The 18,114-nt window shown below is 47.1% G+C and carries 12 protein-coding genes; 11 read left to right on the top strand and 1 reads right to left on the bottom strand.

The window, feature by feature from the left end; all coding sequences use genetic code 11:
* Positions 1-120: 120 nt before the first annotated feature.
* The 6 genes from AC58QO_RS22930 (at position 121) to AC58QO_RS22955 (ending at position 7,323) form a co-directional block, all read left to right on the top strand.
* Positions 121-309 carry a hypothetical protein gene (locus AC58QO_RS22930; protein WP_497269574.1) on the top strand — a complete coding sequence of 63 codons (189 nt, stop codon included), beginning with the start codon at positions 121-123 and terminating at the stop codon, positions 307-309.
* Between the two features lie 90 nt (positions 310-399).
* Positions 400-1,365 (top strand): ABC transporter permease, encoded by a 966-nt coding sequence (locus AC58QO_RS22935; RefSeq protein WP_497269576.1) that lies wholly within the window; start codon positions 400-402, stop codon positions 1,363-1,365.
* A 15-nt stretch (positions 1,366-1,380) separates the two neighbouring features.
* Complete coding sequence (locus AC58QO_RS22940; protein WP_497269577.1) at positions 1,381-2,256, top strand: carbohydrate ABC transporter permease; 876 nt, start codon at positions 1,381-1,383, stop codon at positions 2,254-2,256.
* A 76-nt stretch (positions 2,257-2,332) separates the two neighbouring features.
* Entirely contained in the window at positions 2,333-3,904 is a 1,572-nt protein-coding gene (locus AC58QO_RS22945; protein WP_497269579.1) for an extracellular solute-binding protein, read from the top strand.
* A gap of 141 nt (positions 3,905-4,045) precedes the next feature.
* Positions 4,046-5,821, top strand: a complete 1,776-nt coding sequence (locus tag AC58QO_RS22950; RefSeq protein WP_497269581.1) for a cache domain-containing sensor histidine kinase — start codon at positions 4,046-4,048, stop codon at positions 5,819-5,821.
* A 5-nt stretch (positions 5,822-5,826) separates the two neighbouring features.
* A complete protein-coding gene (locus AC58QO_RS22955) occupies positions 5,827-7,323 on the top strand; it encodes a response regulator transcription factor (protein WP_497269583.1) in 1,497 nt (498 codons plus the stop codon).
* 157 nt (positions 7,324-7,480) lie between these two features.
* Here AC58QO_RS22955 and AC58QO_RS22960 read toward each other — a convergent pair whose 3' ends face one another.
* Complete coding sequence (locus AC58QO_RS22960) at positions 7,481-7,699, bottom strand: hypothetical protein (protein ID WP_497269585.1); 219 nt, start codon at positions 7,697-7,699, stop codon at positions 7,481-7,483.
* Between the two features lie 211 nt (positions 7,700-7,910).
* Between AC58QO_RS22960 and AC58QO_RS22965 the strand changes: the two genes are divergently transcribed.
* From AC58QO_RS22965 to AC58QO_RS22985, 5 genes are all read left to right on the top strand, one after another.
* Positions 7,911-8,837 carry an ABC transporter permease gene (locus AC58QO_RS22965; protein ID WP_497269627.1) on the top strand — a complete coding sequence of 309 codons (927 nt, stop codon included), beginning with the start codon at positions 7,911-7,913 and terminating at the stop codon, positions 8,835-8,837.
* A 20-nt stretch (positions 8,838-8,857) separates the two neighbouring features.
* Entirely contained in the window at positions 8,858-9,727 is an 870-nt protein-coding gene (locus AC58QO_RS22970; protein WP_497269587.1) for a carbohydrate ABC transporter permease, read from the top strand.
* A gap of 65 nt (positions 9,728-9,792) precedes the next feature.
* Positions 9,793-11,517 (top strand): extracellular solute-binding protein, encoded by a 1,725-nt coding sequence (locus AC58QO_RS22975; RefSeq protein WP_497269589.1) that lies wholly within the window; start codon positions 9,793-9,795, stop codon positions 11,515-11,517.
* Between the two features lie 53 nt (positions 11,518-11,570).
* Positions 11,571-13,841, top strand: a complete 2,271-nt coding sequence (locus AC58QO_RS22980) for a glycoside hydrolase family 30 protein (RefSeq protein WP_497269591.1) — start codon at positions 11,571-11,573, stop codon at positions 13,839-13,841.
* Positions 13,842-13,935: 94 nt separating this feature from the next.
* Positions 13,936-17,574 carry a 3-keto-alpha-glucoside-1,2-lyase-like domain-containing protein gene (locus tag AC58QO_RS22985; RefSeq protein WP_497269593.1) on the top strand — a complete coding sequence of 1,213 codons (3,639 nt, stop codon included), beginning with the start codon at positions 13,936-13,938 and terminating at the stop codon, positions 17,572-17,574.
* The last annotated feature ends 540 nt before the right edge of the window (positions 17,575-18,114 follow it).

Here is an 18,114-nt window from a genome sequence, read left to right on the forward strand (position 1 = left end):
TAAACACCATAATATTCTACCAGAAATAGGAATATTACCACCTAGAAGTCGTCACGCAATCTGATACAATCACAATTATGCCAAATTGAAATCGTCATATGACTCGGAATGAGGGACTACATGAAAAATGAAATTCGAGTAGAAAACAGCAAGAAAGGCTATTTTATTGTTTTAGTCATTCGTGGAGTTCGGTATGAATTAGACAAGCGTACGACGTGGGAAGAAGCCTTAGCCTGTGCTTTTTACGTTGCCAGAAGAATGGAAATTCCGGTGATGACGAGTGAAGGGGTAATTTTCGAAAGATCATAAGATTGCACCAGAAACAGAAATATTACCATCTACAAGTCGCCTCTTGTCACTTATATAATTAACCTATAAGAACACGGAGGTGAGCCATACATGAGTGTTGCACAATCAGAGCTTGAACAGAAAAAAGCTCACGCCAATCCCAAGACTAAAGGTAGTGGCAGATGGAAGCTGATCGTAACCAATTATGATTTATACCTATTATTAGTGCCGGGGTTATTAATTCTGTTTTTATTCAAATATGCACCAATGTATGGGATTATTATCGCTTTTCAAGACTTCAATATTTTCGATGGTTTTATGGGAAGTAAATGGGTGGGGCTGGATCAATTTGAAAAGCTCATTCATTCGGAAGAGTTTTATCAGGTATTCATGAATACCTTGTTGATCAGTCTTTATAAAATTGTCCTGCTCTTTCCGATACCGATCATCATTGCGCTTTTCTTAAATGAGGTTCGGAAGGCATTATTTAAGAAGACGATTCAAACCATTATATTCCTTCCGCATTTCTTGTCATGGGTCATTATTTCCGGACTATTCATCAATATTCTTTCGCCATCTGGCGGTCTAGTCAATAATATGATTCAGTGGTTCGGAGGAACGCCGATTTCCTTCTTCCTAGATAATCACTTCTTCCGAAGTGTAATCGTATTTACAGCTGGCTGGAAGGAATCAGGTTGGAACGCTATTATTTTTATCGCAGCTATTGCAGGTATTGAACAGGAACAATATGAGGCTGCTTCCATCGATGGAGCAGGTCGCATTAGACAAATGTTGCACATTACCTTGCCAGGCATTATACCAACCATCGTTCTAATTTTAATTTTACGGATGGGTTACTTGCTTGAAGCGGGTACGGAACAAATTTTGACCATGTATAACTCAGTCGTCTATCAATCAGGTGATGTGATCGGGACTTTCGTTTATCGTCAGGGACTTGGTCAACAAGATTATAGTTTTAGTACAGCAGTTGGATTATTCAACTCTCTTGTTGGGTTTATCTTGATCGTAGCTGGCAATGAACTCAGCAAAAAGCTGATCAAGCGAAGCATATGGTAGGGGGTACTGAAGACCGTGCATAAAAAAACACTAAGCGATTGGACTTTTGATATTTGTATATATCTCGTGTTATTACTTTCTGGTTTAGCTACTTTGCTGCCGTTAGCCAATGTTTTTTCCAAAGCCATTAGTGATGAATCAGCCGTAATTTCTGGCAAAGTAGGGATTTTTCCAATTGGCTTCCAGTTAGAAACGATGAAATTTGTTGTATCCTCCAGCCAGTTTCTTCACTCAATAGGGGTTTCGATCCTTATTACGGTGGTAGGGACAGCGCTAGCGATTCTCGTAACAGCAATAACAGCCTACCCATTGTCTAAAAGACATCTTCCGGGCATTTCGATAATCATGGTGCTTTTTATCTTCACGATGATGTTTAACGGCGGTATTATTCCGAACTACTTGCTGATGAAGCAGCTGCACTTGATCAATAGCCTATGGTCGTTAATGTTGCCTGCACTCATTAGTGTGTTCAACATGTTAGTGATCAAAAGTTATTATGAATCATTGCCAGAAGCGCTTGAAGAGTCTGCCAAGATGGATGGCGCTCGTAACTTTACGATTTTATTCCGAATCATTATTCCTTTAAGTGTTCCTGTTATCGCTACGATTGCTCTTTTCTATGCGGTATATTTCTGGAATGATTACTTTAATCCGATGCTTTACATTAATGATGCTGCTCTTAAACCATTGCAACTCTACTTGCGTGATATCGTCTTGGATGCGGACAGCTCCAGTGCGGTAAACAAAAGTGTTGACGATATGATGAACGTATCACCAGAAGGTATTCGTTCTGCAACCGTCGTTGCTTCCATCATCCCGATGTTGCTCGTGTATCCGTATATGCAAAAGCATTTTGTAAAAGGTGTACTTATTGGTTCAGTCAAAGGGTGAAGTTGCATTAACGCCCTTGATGCCAGCATCAAGGGTTTAATGATATATTAAACATTAGACTAGGGAGGGTTTATACATGGTAAAAAACAAAAAGAAAGTTATGCTTTTAGCTGTAGCAGCAAGCTTATCCGTATCATCTCTTGTCGCATGCTCTTCAAATGGTACAGGTGCAAAAAGCAGCACAGCTCCTGCAGCTGCAGCCAGTACGGCCCCAGCAGCAACTGCTTCAGCTGGACCAAAGCCAGAATTGAAATCGCTTCAAGTATGGCAGCAGGAAGATTATAATACGTATCCAGTGGCTAAATTCCTTGAAGATAAGACTGGCTACAAAGTGAAATATGATATGCTGCCACAGGACAAGCCGCAAGACAAGTTGAATATCTTGATTGCTTCCGGTGAACCCTATGATGCCGTTACGACAATTGGTACGACAGATTTCAAAGCATTATATGCAGATTATGCGAAAAAAGGCGCTTTAACAGACCTTGGTCCGTTGATTGACAAATATGGACCGAGAATTAAAGAAGTCGTAGACCCTAAAGTTCTGGAAGCTGCAAAAGTGGATGGGAAATTATATGCGATTCCGACATCAACGATCTCATTTGCAGGACAAAGCTTATTTATACGCCAAGATTGGCTTGAAAAAGTAGGAATGAAAGCGCCTACTACAATCGATGAGCTAGTTGCTGTTCTTAAAGCATTTAAAGAAAAAGATCCAGGTGGAAATGGCGACAAAAATATTCCGTTAACGTTCAGTAACGGTACGTTCGCTGTGCCATTTGTTGACAATATCGTTGGCGCCTTCGGTATGGCGAATTACTGGAACGATGTCAATGGGAAACTAACACCTCGTGTTCTTGACCCTGCTTATAAAGACTATGTAAATTTCATGGCAGACTTGTTCAAACAATCTCTAATCGATAAAGAATTTGCTGCCAACAAAGATGCAACGGGCAGAGAGAAATTCACAAGCGGTAGAGCGGGCATGATCTTGCTTCACTGGGCTGATGTACCTACGATTGTTGATGCATTGGTCAAGAATATTCCTACTGCAAAAGCTGGTTATATTCCAACGTTAAAAGGTAAAGATGGTAAAGCTGGTTTAACTGCTGCAGCAGGATTTGACCGTATCACATTCGTTCCTAAAGCTTCCAAACATCCTGAAGATGCGATCAAATGGATGAACGCTAAGCTGGAGAAAGATACGTTCAGAACAATGGCAATTGGCGAAGAAAATAAACACTTTACAATTAAAGATGGTGCGTATACGCCGATTCAACCCATATTCACGGATGAGCGTAATAGAGCAAACAACTTCTTGACGGGAACAGATGACAAAAACTATCCGACTTACTGGCAAGCACGTGTACGTAAAGATATGCGCCTATTCGATGCTTTTAACTTCATGAATTTCACTCAACCAGCAAATACGAGAATCGCAGATCCATTAGGCTTAGCTCCTTTTATGCCTGAATTCTCTAAGAACTTTCAACAACTTAACGTGTTAGTTAACGACTACACGACGAAGTTAATCTTTGGCGCTGAGCCTCTCACAGGTATTGAAGCCTTCCAAACAAAGTTCAAAACGTCTGGTGGAGACGCAAGCTACAAAGAAGTAAACGATTGGTACCCAACTGCGAAGAAATAGTTTGAAGTAACGAATGCGGCAATGCTCCTGTGTTATTGGGGTGTTGCCGCATTTTTTCTATATTTTTTTCGAGAGAAATCATATGATTTTCGAGGCGTGGGAACCTCCTGTAAGCTATAATACGTGTACGGGGGTGTGCACATGTTCAAGAAGAAGCTTTCCTTTAAACTCATAGCCTCGTTATCCGTTTTGATCATGGTCATTTTTCTCATATCGGGATATGCCACCTATACCGTCTATCTCAAGCTGTTCACAACGGAAATTAGCAAGCAGTTCGCTAAGGCGAATGAGCAGGCGACCGCACGTGTTGAGACGCAAATTCAGAATCTGTATAAAGCGACCAATTATATCGTCTTTCATCCCTACATCGAAGAGATTCTCCGTCGTTCAGCGGAACGGGCAGATGATACCTTTTACAACCGCTTGCTGGATCAGGACGAGCTGACGAAGCTGCTGAATCAGATCTCGATTGATGAACCCAAGCTTTCCAGTATGTATGTCTACAATACGAAGGGCTCCGGCTATTTTTTTGAAAATAATGCAGGCACCGTCATCCCCCTCAGTGATGCCAACTATTCGGCTGTCCTTCGTTCCTTGGAGGGATCCAATGGTGAGCTGGTGTGGCAGCCTTTGAAAATATCGAGCATCGAAAGCTCTGGTTATCGCAATGTCATCTCGGCGGCTCGTTATATGAAGAACAAGAAGCAGGAGCTCTACGGCAACCTGATTTTATTTTATGATCAATCTATCTTTGGCTCGATTCTGGATGAATTGGCGAAGGGCGAGAATGCGCAGGTGATCTTGCTCGATAGTAACGGCAAGGTCGTCTACACGAATACAAAGCCGAATAGTAGTTTTGGGCTCGAGGAACTCCTGCACGTGTCAGACTCGCAAATTGTGAAGTCGAATAGGGAGTCGATCCTCGTTAGCCGCAATAAGACGCGAGACTCGGGCATGACACTCATCAGCACCTTATCCCTGAAATCGATTAACGAGAAAAGTCAGGTTATTTTCCAAATCGCCCTCTACTCGGGTCTCGTCAGTATTCTATTAGCCTCTTTGCTTATTTTCTTCACGGGAAAAAGATTGCTGGGTCCCCTGCACACGTTAGTTTCGGGGATGAAAAAACTCCGCAGTGGCCGCTTCGATACGCGAATTCGCATCTCCACACAGGATGAGCTAGCCTTTCTGGGTCACAGCTTCAATGAAATGGCAGCGAATATTGAGTCGCTGGTGGAGGAAGTGTATGAACGTAAACTCAATGAGCGGGAGGCGGAGCTCACTGCGCTGCAAGCGCAATTGAATCCCCATTTCCTCTACAACACCTTGGATACCATTCATATGAAGCTGTATCTGGGTGAGAATGATGAGCAAGCTGCACAATTGGTGCTCTCTTTATCCGGATTGCTGCGCTATGCCCTGCAGAATCCGAATGCGCATACGACCGTGAAGGACGAGATCGAACATATAACGAAATATATCAATATTCAAAGTGTACGGATCGGCGGCAGGCTTGAGACGTTCATCCAAGTGGATGAGGAGGCGGAGCAGCTTCCTGTCATCCGGCTTATCTTGCAGCCGCTGGTCGAGAACGCTTTCGTGCATGCTTTTGCCCAAATGTCCAAGATCTGCATTCTGCGCATCAAAGTATCCATCGAGCAATCCCTCTTATCTATCGAGATTAGCGATAATGGCCGAGGCATGTCGCAGGAGCAGATCGACAAAATCATGCAGCTCCAGCATCGCAGACTAGAAGAACCTACCAGTACCACGGGAGGTATTGGACTGAAAACCGTAATCAGGCGTGTCAGTCTCATGTACGGCCCCCCTTATGGATTAGTTATCCACAGTGAGCCTAATGCTGGCACAACGATGAAGTTAATCCTACCCGTTCAAACCCAGATGGAAGGAAGTTGACAGCCATGAAAGGGAAACTGTTAATTGTAGACGATGAACATCTGATACGCAGAGGTTTGTCCAAAATGATAGAAGCAAGCCATGCCGGATGGACCGTCATCGGGGAAGCGGAGAATGGCGTGCAGGCTTTGGCCCTCATTGATGAGCTTGGTCCGGATCTAGTCATTACCGATATTCGGATGCCTGAAATGGACGGTGTTGAGCTCTGTCAGCGCATCTCCGAGTTAGATCGCGAGATCGACGTGATGGTGCTGACGGCGCATAAGGATTTTGAATTCGCGCAGGCTGCGCTGCGCTATGGGGCGATTGACTTCTTGCTGAAGCCCATCTCCGCACAAGAATTGGCGCCTCCCTTGGAGAAAGCCTATCGCTTGTATGCGGAGCGCCAGGAGCAGGCTGAACGCAGTCAACTGGAACAGAATCGCCTGCTAGAGCATCAAATCCAGTCATGGCTGCTGGGCCTCCCGATGGATGAAGAAGCAATGGCACGTCTGCAGACGACCTGCGATGACCGAAAGCTATTGGTGTTCACCGTCGACACCTACACACCGTCATCCAAAAGCTACCGGCGAGAGGATGCGAGACTGCTTCAATTTGCTCTGCTGAACATGATGAAAGAATGGCTCGCAATCTCGGATGTATCAGGCAGCATTACGAATGTGAAGCATGATGTTTTCGCTGTGCTGGCCGATAAATCGTCTTCTTTCGCATCCTTTGAGCGTGGGTTGGTGACATCCACACAAAGTCTACTGGGCTTAACACTTCGTCCAGAAGCATACGATGGCGTGCGCTCCATGTATGGACATTTCGCTTCCTATGGGGGAAGCGGCAAGGCAGATGTGCAAATCCCCGATCATGCTGCCCGGACGAAAAGCATTCAAACGGACGTGATGTCCTTCATCGTTCAGGGAAAAACAGAGCAGCTTCGTGAATACTTGGAAGATTTGCTCCGACAGGTGACAGACATGAATGTGAATGATGCCAAAATCGAGGGACTGAGCACAGCTCTAGCGCTAGCAGCAGCAAGTAAGCGGGCCCTAGACGGTGAAGACGCGGAGGAGAAGGGGCTAGGCGAGTGGATTGAGGCGCTGCAGCCGATTCGGTTATCCGCTGAAGTCGCGAAATGGCTATCCAAGCAGATACAGACCTTTATGTGGCAGTTGAATTCCTGGCTTGCTGGTAAAAATGTCAATTTACTGGATAAAGCCATCGCCTACATGGAGCGAAATTATGAGGGAGCCTGCTCCATTCATGATGTTGCTCAGCATGTGCACCTCAGTGTGAGTTACTTTAGCAACCTTTTCAAAAAAGAAACGGGCGAAAGCTATACGAATTATTTAACAAAATTCCGCTTGGAGAAGGCGAAAATCCTACTAAGCAATACGAATATGAAAATATCCGAAATCGCCGAATCTGTCGGCTATGAGGATCCGAACTATTTTACCACCGTATTCCGTACGTGGGTGCATTGCTCGCCTAGTGAGTTCCGGAAGATGGGCTAGCTTGGCTGTAAGATTAAAGGCATGTAGCGAGATTCGCTGCGTGCCTTCTTTAAATATGAGAAGTTATGTTTCACACAGCTGTGTCCGCCGCTCTTGCGCACAATATTTGTGCGCAAGCAGTCTGGCGGAGTCGTGTTCGCTGCTCTAGCGCACAATATTAGTGCGCAAGCAGTCCGCCGGAGCCGTGTCCGCCGCTCTTGCGCACAATATTTGTGCGCAAGCAGTCTGGCGGGGTCGTGTTCGCTGCTCTAGCGCACAATATTTGTGCGCAAGCAGTCTGCCGGAGCCGTGTCCACCGCTCTAACGCACAATATTTGTGCGCAAGCAGTCCGCCGGAGCCGTGTCCGCCGCTCTTGCGCACAATATTTGTGCGCAAAGCAGTTCGCCGGGGTCGTGTTCGCTGCTCTAGCGCACAATATTTGTGCGCAAGCAGTTCGCCGGGGCCGTGTGCTTGCGCTTTGCACTCCGTATAATTTTCGAGGTAATGCTTATCAGATTCAAGGCAGGTTTGAAATTTTCCTTCTATAATAAGAAGTAGAAAGGAGAGAGATACAATGAACCCAAATTCGGAGGTACATATCACGGTCATGCCGAATCAGCTGAGTAAAGTAAAAACCAAATCGAAGCTGCGACTGAAGGAAAGCTTGCCGCTTATTCTCATGTTGATTCCCGGCATATTGTTCTATGTGCTGTTTAGATATTTGCCGATGGGAGGGCTAGTCATTGCCTTCAAGGATTACAATTTCACAGACGGTATTCTTCACAGCCCTTGGGTCGGGATGAACAACTTCGAAACACTGTTTAAGCAAGATCAGACGTTGGACATTATCCGTAATACGCTAGTGCTGAGCGGACTCACAATTATATGCGGATTCCCCGTTCCGATTGCACTCGCAATAATGCTGAATGAAGCGCGCCGCATGTGGTTCAAAAGAATCGTCCAGACGATTCTCTATATGCCCCACTTTTTTTCATGGGTCATTGTGGGCGGCTTGATTATCTCGATCCTGTCGATTGAATCAGGTACAGTGAACAACTGGATTAAGCTTTCAGGGGGAGAGCCCTTCGCATTCCTGTATAACACGAAGAGTTGGATGGCTGTTTTTATCTCCTCAGGTGTATGGAAGGAAATGGGGTTCAATGCCATCATCTACTTGGCTGCCTTAACGGCCATTGATCCGTCCCTGTATGAGTCAGCGAATATTGATGGAGCGAACAAGTGGCAGCAGATTCGTCATGTCACGATTCCGGGAATTAGCACAACGATCGTCCTTCTGCTCATTTTACAATTAGGTAAGGTGATGGAGATAGGCTTTGATCATGTGTACGTGTTGCAAAATTCATTAAACGCCAGTGTCTCCGAGGTCATCTCGACCTATATGTATCGCGTGGGCCTTCAGGGCGGGCAATTTAGCCTGACGGCAGCAATGGGCTTTTTCGAATCAATTGTTGGCTTCGTATTAGTCTTTTCCGCTAATGCGCTAGCTCGCCGTTTTGGACATGGCTTATTCTAAAGAGGAGGTGACATGAGAACATGAGAACGTCCTTTGGAGACCGCCTCTTTTTCGGACTTAATTATGGCCTGCTGGCATTGATTGGTTTGACGTGCTTGCTGCCCTTGCTGCATATCGCATCGTTATCACTCAGCCATACGCAGGACATCCTTTCAGGCAGAGTAACCCTGTGGCCAGTTGGCTGGAACACGGACGCCTTCAGCTCGATGATTGAGGGGACACGGATGCTGTCCGCTTTTCGAAATAGTGTCGTGATCACCGTCGTTGGTGTCTCGCTGAGCATGTTGGTTACCATACTGACCGCTTACCCGTTGTCGCGCAAATTATTTCCCGGCAGACGCTATGTGACCTTGGCTTTGATTTTTACCATGATGTTTACCGGGGGCATGATTCCGACCTATCTCATTGTGAAAATGTTTGGCTTAGTAAATAGCTACTGGGCGCTATGGATCCCTGCTTTGGTGAATACATACAATATGCTGGTTATGAAGACGTACTTTGAGAACATCCCGGATGAGCTGGAAGAAGCGGGTAAAATGGACGGATGCGGGCAATGGCGTCAGCTGTTACAAATCATATTGCCATTATCCAAGCCCGTGCTGGCCACGATCACGCTATTTTATGCGGTAAGTTACTGGAATTCATTCTTCAATGTGATGCTCTATATCAACGAATCCGCGAAATATAATTTGGCTGTCCTTGTGCAAAATATGATTCAAAATCAACAGCTTCTGCAGGAGCTTGTATTAACAGGCGCCCAAGTCGAAGTTGTGCCGGAATCCTTGAAGGCGGCCAGTGTCATGATTATGATGCTGCCGATGATCGTGATTTACCCCTTTCTGCAAAAGTATTTCGTGAAGGGCGTCATGCTCGGTGCTGTAAAAGGATAGTTTTCATTTCATGCCGGATTCACCATGCTTACCAAGCTGTTCATAGATGAAAGGGGTATGTATTCATGCGAAATATGAAAGTAACGCTTGCTCTAGCTTCAACGGCCGTTCTCGCTTTAACTGTCATCGGTTGCTCCAAGGATGATGAAAAGACCTCCACGGCTTCGCCGGCGGCATCGTCATCGTCATCAGTAACAGCCGCCCCAACCAAAGCGCCGGAGGTTCGCAAGGACATTACCGTAACCGCTTACGACACGGGACGTGTTTCCCAAGAGGAAGGGACGAATGAGTCCAATCGCTGGACCAAATGGATTAACGAGAAAGGGCCTGAGAACGTTAAATTCACGGCGGTTTCTTTTGCCCAAATTAAAGAAAAAACGAATGTCATGTTCGCTTCTGGCTCCGCACCTGATTTGCTGATGGTATTCGATCCAACGATCAGAAACCCTTTGTACGAGCAAAAACAACTGCTCCCGCTTGATGATTTGATTGCCAAGAACTCCACCGATTACAAAAAGCTGCTTGAGCAAAATCCGCTGCTGCGTAAAGCTGGCACCAAGCCAGATGGCAAGCTCTATGAAGTTGGTCATATTCAATGGGTGAACCCGCTTCGTGGTGTCATTATCCGCACAGACTGGTTGAAGAAGCTCGGCTTGGAAATGCCGAAAACAACGGACGATCTATATAAAGTTGCGAAGGCATTTGCTGAGCAGGATCCAGACGGCAATGGGAAAAAGGATACGTTTGGTATCGCTTTGGCAGGCTCGATGGAATACACGATCAACCAAATGTTCTATGCGATTAAGCCTTGGGTTGTCAAAGACGGCAAGCTCACCTATAGCTGGGAGAACATTAAGGCAGCGACTGATTTCAAGAAAAAGCTGTACAGTGAAGGCATTGTAGATAAGGACTTTTTCAATGATAAAAATATGGCGAAAGCCAAACAGGACTTTATCACAGGCAAAGTAGGGATCATTTCTCCAAACTTTAATACGCCGCAAGATATCGTTTCGCAATTCCTAGATCCGCTTCAAAAGAACGTACCGACAGCAACCATGACGTTGATGCCGTTCCCGACAAGTCCATTCGGACGATTTACGCCGTCGCTGGAAAATCCCGTACAAATGACCGGCGCTGTTGCAGCTTCATCCAAAAATGCGGACGCAGTAATGAAATATATTGATTTCATGGCGAAGGACTCAACAGCAGATGTCCTCGATAATGGAACAGAGGGCGTTCACACAAAAACGGTTGACGGTTGTGCACAAATTATTGATGCAGACAAATTTAAGAAAGAAGTTAGCGATATTACGGTGTATATGAAAATGCTAACGAATACAGGCTTGCGCTTTAATAAATGTTCCACGCCAGCTGTTCAGTATAAGAGCGACCCGCGTGTGCAGGAATACTATCAGTTGCTTCGCGATACGTATCTGACATTCGATCTGCCATACGCAGAGCTGACGCACTCTGAGCATATGCCTCAGCTGCCGAAAGATCTTGCAACGATTGTGACGAACACAGATAAACAAGTGAATAGCATGGTTGGAGCCGGCAACGGAACGGTTTGGGCGAAATCGATTGTGGAAGGTGATAAATATTCCACTGATGATGCCATGAAGGAAGCCATCACGATTTGGGAGAAAGCAGATGGCAAAAAGGTTGAAGAATGGATGGCCAACTGGTACGCGACGCAGAAAGACAATGCTTTCTTAGCGAAGGATATGTATGAAATTGCGAAGCAGCAGGACCAGAAGTATAAACAAATTATGAGTGAAATCAAAAAATAATCCTTAGGGGGGCAGACGAATGAGAGCGATCTGCCCAGTGAAGGGGAACTACGATGGAAGATCAGACGCATGTAATTAGATGTATGGATGCCAAGCCAGGTCGAGTATTTGAAGGCATCGGCGGTATTACGAGCAATGGCATGTCGAAACTCCTTATGGACTATCCCGAGCAGCAGCGCAACGAAATCATGGACTTATTGTTTAAGCCGATGTATGGGGTTAGCTTGCAGCATTTGAAGGTGGAGCTAGGCTCCGATGTGAATACTTCGGCGGGTACTGAGCCTTCGCACATGCGGAGTCGAGAGGATTATGACATTACGCGAGGCTATGGACTTCCCATCGCTAAGCTGGCTAAAGCTATTAACCCGGCGCTGTTGCTAGACGCATTGCGCTGGGGAACGCCGCTCTGGATTCAGAATGATGAGGATAAGCTGGCGTATTACTTGAATTTCTTGCGAGGAGCGAGGGACGAATACGGACTCGAATTCGATTTCCTCGGTCCGGACATCAATGAGGGCGCTTTCAGTCGCGATTGGACGGTGAATACGCTTGTCCCTGGCCTTAAGCGGGCGGGCTTTGGCCATATCAAGCTCGTCGCCGACGACAGCGACCATGGCTGGGACATTGCTGACCATGCGGCCGAGGATCCGGAGCTGTTCGAGGTGGTGCACGCATATGGCGTGCATTACCGCCAGGACAGCACGGAGACGGCCAAGGTCAGCGGGAAATCGCTGTGGCTGAGCGAGGATCTCGCGCCATTCCGCCACAGCTTTAGCCGAGGTGCCCTGAACATCGGCAAGCGCATCATTGACATGTATGTCGATGGGCGAATGGTGAAGTACGAGCTGCATCCTTTGCTGGAAGCGGAGTATGAGAACACGCCTTTCAACTACAAAGGCATCTTAGTTGCGACGTGGCCATGGTCTGGGCATTACCGTATTGATCCTGGGTTCTGGGTGATCGCTCACTTTACGCAGTTCATGCAGCCTGGTTGGATCTATCTCGACGATGCCTGTGGACAATCGGAAACTGGCGGCTATGTGACTTTAGAGAATCCGATCACGAAGGACATTTCTATCGTTGTTCTCAACAATGGTCCTGAGACATGTAACTACCAATTCGACACGGGCAATGCGGATCGGAAGCTGTATATCTGGAAGACAACCGAGCATTCTCACTTCCAGTTGGTTGCTGCACATTTGGAGTCAGATGGGCCTTTCGAATTCACAGCCGAGCCTTATTCGATTTATACGATCACAACGACGACGGGGCAGCGCAAAGGTGATGAAGAGCTCAGTATCTCAGCGGACACGACGTTTTCGCTTCCGTATAGCGATGACTTTGCAACGGGATGCGTCAGAGCGAGCGGAAACCCGAAATATACGTCCGATCAGGGTGGGGCCTTCGAATTCGAGCCGAATTCTGATGACGGTGGTCTAATTCTCCGTCAGCAAGTGACAGAAGATCAAATCCCGATCGACTGGACGTATCGCCGGACACCGGAGCCGTATACGCTGCTAGGCAGCTTGGAATGGACCAACTATCGTGTGTTGGTGGAGGTTCAGCTGGGGCAGCTGGCTGGCTACATCGGTTTGGGCGGTCGCATCAACTATACCGCCAAAAGCAATGAGCCGCCGGAAGGCTACTGGCTGCGCATGCGGCATACGGGGCGGTATGAGCTGATGAAGGGGAAATATCCCCTTTTGCAGGGAGATACCACCGCCCTTGACCCGACTACATGGTACGCCTTGGAGCTAACGTTCGAAGGCAAAACCATCAAAGCACAGTGGAACGGTGAGCATTTGTTTGACTATACGGATAGCGAGATTCCGAGCGGCCATGCGGCATTATTGAGCAGCTATCATCGTCATGCCTTCCGTGGACTGCGCATTGAGCCTATCCTTGAAGCTGCTCCAGTACATTGCATTCGCTACCTCAATACCAACCCAGCCATTCGCTATTCAGGTGACTGGGAACGAGCTGATGGGGATTGGAACGTCTTTGCACGAACGCTCGCCAAATCAGGCACAGCTGGAGCAGAGTTGTCGTTCCGATTCAAGGGGGAGGCCGTCAGCATTGTTGGGAAGAAGTGTGCCGATGGTGGATTCTTCGATGTGTATCTGAATGGTGATTATCAAGGCACGGTTGATACGTATAGACCGCAAACCGGATTCCGCAAATCGTACTATAGTGTGAATGGCCTAGATCCGGATGTAGAGACGGAGATTAAATTAGTTGTCAAAGGGATGAAGCATCCCGAATCCGCAGATACGAGTGTGTACATTAATGCTGTGGAGGTTGTTGCAGGTCAATTGCTAGTTTAAATGAGTACGCACCATAACGTGGCATAAGCATTGAGCTTTGATGTTTGTGCCACGTTTTTTCGTGCTTTTAATATGATCAAAGGGAGATGAGTTTATGGGACAAACGAACAAAGTTAAAAAGAGCGCTAACGCCGCACTTGCGCTAACCCTGCTGGCCTCCAGCATCGGAGGAATGACCCTGCTTCCCGTTTCGGCTGCAGCAGCGCCAACCGTAGTCAACATCAATGGTACGAATGTAGGAAGTACGTATGAGGGCGTTGGCGCTGTATTCAGCAACGGTATGACGAAGCTGCTCATGGATTATCCGGCGAATCAGCGGGATGATATTATGAAGCTGCTGTTCAAGCCGAAGTTTGGCGCTGCCTTGCAGCATGTGAAAGTGGAAATTGGCAGCGATGTCAATTCATCGTCCGGTACTGAGCCCAGTCATATGAGATCTAGTACGGATTTCGACATCACACGGGGATCAAATCTGTGGGCTGCGCAACAAGCCAAGGCATTGAACCCCTTAATCGAGCTGGAGGCTTTGCGTTGGGGCACACCTGCCTGGATTGCGAATGATAACGACCTCTATACGTATTACAAAAAATTTCTGGACGGAGCGCAAGCTAGCTACGGATTGAGCTTTGACTATTTGGCTGCCGATAAAAATGAAAATACGAAGGCATCCGATTGGAGCACAACCGGAGCCAGCCGCAACTTTGTGGTAAATACACTTCGGCCGAAGTTGAATCTAGATGGTTACAGCAGTGTCGGTCTCGTGGCGGCGGACAGCAACGTGGGCTGGTTTATTGCAGATAAAGCAGCAACGGATACAGCGCTGAGGAACTCACTGGAAGCGATGAACATCCACTACAATCAGACCAGTACTTCGAATGCGATCAGCACAGGACTTAAGCTATGGGATGGTGAGGATTTGGCGCCTGCGCGCAGAGACTTTGTCACGGGGCCACTGGACGTAGCGTATCGGATTATGAGAATGAATCCTGTCGGGAAATTAACGAAGTATGAGATGCACCCGGGAGTGGAGAGTGCTTATACCAGTACACCTTTTACCTATAAAAGTATGCTCGTTGCCAACACGCCTTGGACGGGACACTACGATGTTTTGCCAGGCTTATGGACGATTGCTCATTTTACCCAATTCTCCGAAATTGGCTGGAAGTATATCGATAGCGCGAACTACGTGGATGACCGTGGCGGTTATATGATGCTGAAGGATCCTTCCAGCAGTAACTGGAGTCTCATCGTGCTGAATACAAGTGCTACAGCCAAGGACTATACCTTCAACTTATCGGGCGGACTTTCTACGGGAACGATCCGTCCATGGAAAACAACAGAGAGTGCTCAGTTTATTCAGCAAAGCAACATAACGCCTTCTGGCGGATCTTTCACCGTTACGATTGATCCATTCTCCATCTATTCCTTCACAACGACTACGGGTCAGCAAAAGGGTACTGCCACCTATGCGAACCCTGCATCAGAGGCTTTTTCGCTAGCTTCAGATTATACAGATAATTTTGACAGCTACAGTGTTGGTAAAGAGCCTCTCTATTTCTCCGATCAAGGCGGCGCTTTTGAAGTCGCGAACGACGGAAGCGGGAAAGCTCTAGAGCAAGTGATTACCTCAACGACCAAACCGCTAGATTGGAAATATCGATCCACACCTGAGCCGTATTCGATTATGGGCAGTCTGGATTGGCGCAATTATGAGGTGCAATCTGATGTCAAGCTAACGAGCTCTACAGGGTACGTAATGATTGGGGGGCGCGTGAATCACAATCGCAAGACGGTTGCTACGGAAGGTACCGATGTTCCTGGCGACGGCTACCAAATTCAGATGCATGATGGCGGTGCTTGGCAGCTCAGAGCAGGGACTCGATTGCTTGCTTCAGGCACCTATAGCGGCTTTGCAACGAATACTTGGTACACCATGAAGCTGCGTTTTAATGGTACGAACATCAAAGCTTATATCAATCCAGTGTCGAGTCCTGGAAGTGTTACTCAGCTAGCAAGTGTCACAGACACAGACTTCCCTAGCGGTCAGATACAGCTCGGCAGCGGCTATAACACGGCACGCTTTGATAATTTGGCGGTTCGTAAGCTTGATTCTACAACGCAGGTAGATGTGAAGCGCTATGATAATGAGGATCTGAATTTGACCTTTGTCGGTGCATGGGAATATGTAGCCGCCGATTATGAGAATTACTATCGAAGTCAGGTCGGATCACGCACAGCTAATGATAAGCTGCAGTTCAAATTTAACGGAACAACTGCGATTTTAGTTGGAACGCGCGATGTGGATGGCGGTCAAGCGGATGTATTCTTGGACGGAAGCACGACACCGACTGCGACGATCGACTTGTATGCCGCACAGAAGGAAGATCGCCGAGCGATCTATACGATTTCAGGGCTGACCGCTGGAGACCATACGCTCAAGCTCGTTGCCAAAGGCACGCATGCCACAGGTTCTATTGATCATTTTGTGCGAATTGATGCGGTAGAGATTATTGGCGGTACGAATACGATTAGCAAAATGGATTACCAATTCATCAATGATACCTTTGGTACCGTTAGCCCGGGTCAGCTGCCTCCGTTCTGGGCCATCGCTGCAGATTCTGGTGTTACTGCGACAGTTGAACTTGACGGAACAGCGCAAAAGCTTCGCTTGAACGACACCATCCAGACGAATAAAGTAGCTCTGGAGCGCAAAATTTCACCAGCCAGCGGCACGGTAACTTGGGAATTTGAATATAAACGTACGACCTCAACGGGTAGCTGGAACCGATTCTTATTAAGTAATAACAGTACGAATGGCATTGAGCTTTATGACACCGATGTCTTTGGCTTTGCTTATGCGAAGCCTGATGGCAGCAAGGTTTCACTGATGAATCTTACACCTGGCACCAATTACGCGATGAAAGTTGTTGCCAATACAGCAACGCAAACCTTCGAGGTATGGATTGATGGGGTCAAGAAGTCACCGACAACGGCACCTGTCTTTACGAACTCGGTTCCGCAATTTGATCGCATGCGTGTCCAAACGGCAACCTCCAATACAGCGACAACGACCGCTTTCTTGGATAACGTGAGTATTACCGCGCCAGGGGGCACGAGCCAAATGGTCATTAGAGATATATTCGATGGCTATGCGAATGGCACCTTAGCGGGCGAGCCTCTTACCACAGTGGGGACGAGGGATATTCAGCTGTTGGATTGGGTTGTCGAAGGTGTAGACGCCTCGCAAACCTGTGCGGTGGATACCTCTCAACCAGGAGGCGGCAACAGCAGCTTCAAATGCACAGATAGTTTGTCGACAGACCATGTGGAAGCTACACGCGATTTCAAGCGCACCAATGCGGGTACCGTTACATTGGAGTATAAATTCAGACAGGACGCAGTAGGCAAATGGACACGGTTTTTCGTATCCAATGGATTGGACAGCGCCATTGAAATCTATGATTCCACTACGGCCGGCGGCCTCGCATTCAAAGATGCAGCGGGCAGCGAAGTCCTGTTAGGCGCGATTGCGGCTAACACGTGGTATACAGTCCGACTGGTCATTGATGTCGATGATAAGAATTTCGATGCTTATCTGGATGGCGTACCGAAGCTGATGAATCAAGCCTTCACGAATAGCACCTTTACGGGTATTGATCGCGCTTTGTTCAAAACAGCAGACAGCGCGAGTGTGAATGTATGGCTCGATAATGTAAAAGTCACCTTGCAATAAAGTAGGAGGGCCAAGAGTAATTCTTGGCTCTTTTTTGTTCGAATCTGTTCTTGGATTTGTTTATTCAAAAACTTCCTGCTAAAAGTCAAAGTAGTACCCGAATTAGCCGACTTAATCGACTAACTCGGGCCAAAAGTCAAAGTAGCACACGAGTTAGTCGATTTCATCGACTAACTCAATGACAAGAGTCAAAGTCACACCCGAATTAGTCGAATTCATCGACTAACTCGCCAGCTACTGCCGCTGTAGCAGCCAACGACGATCAGTATCATGAACTTTAACGCCCTAATGGGGCGTTATTGCAGTGCTCCTGAAGCTCGAACGCAGCAATAAGACCCCAAAAGGGTCTTATTGCGCAGCGCTACAGCAGCGCCGAGCAAGATCATGAACTTTAACGCCCTTTTTGGGCGTTAAGCAGTGCTCCTGAAGCTCGAACGCATCAATAAGACCCCAAAAGGGTCTCATTGCGCAGCGCTACAGCAGCCCCGATCAAGATCGTGAACTTCAACGCCCTAATGGGGCGCTATTGCAGCAATCCTT

It is taken from the genome of Paenibacillus sp. J31R30 (assembly GCF_059692115.1).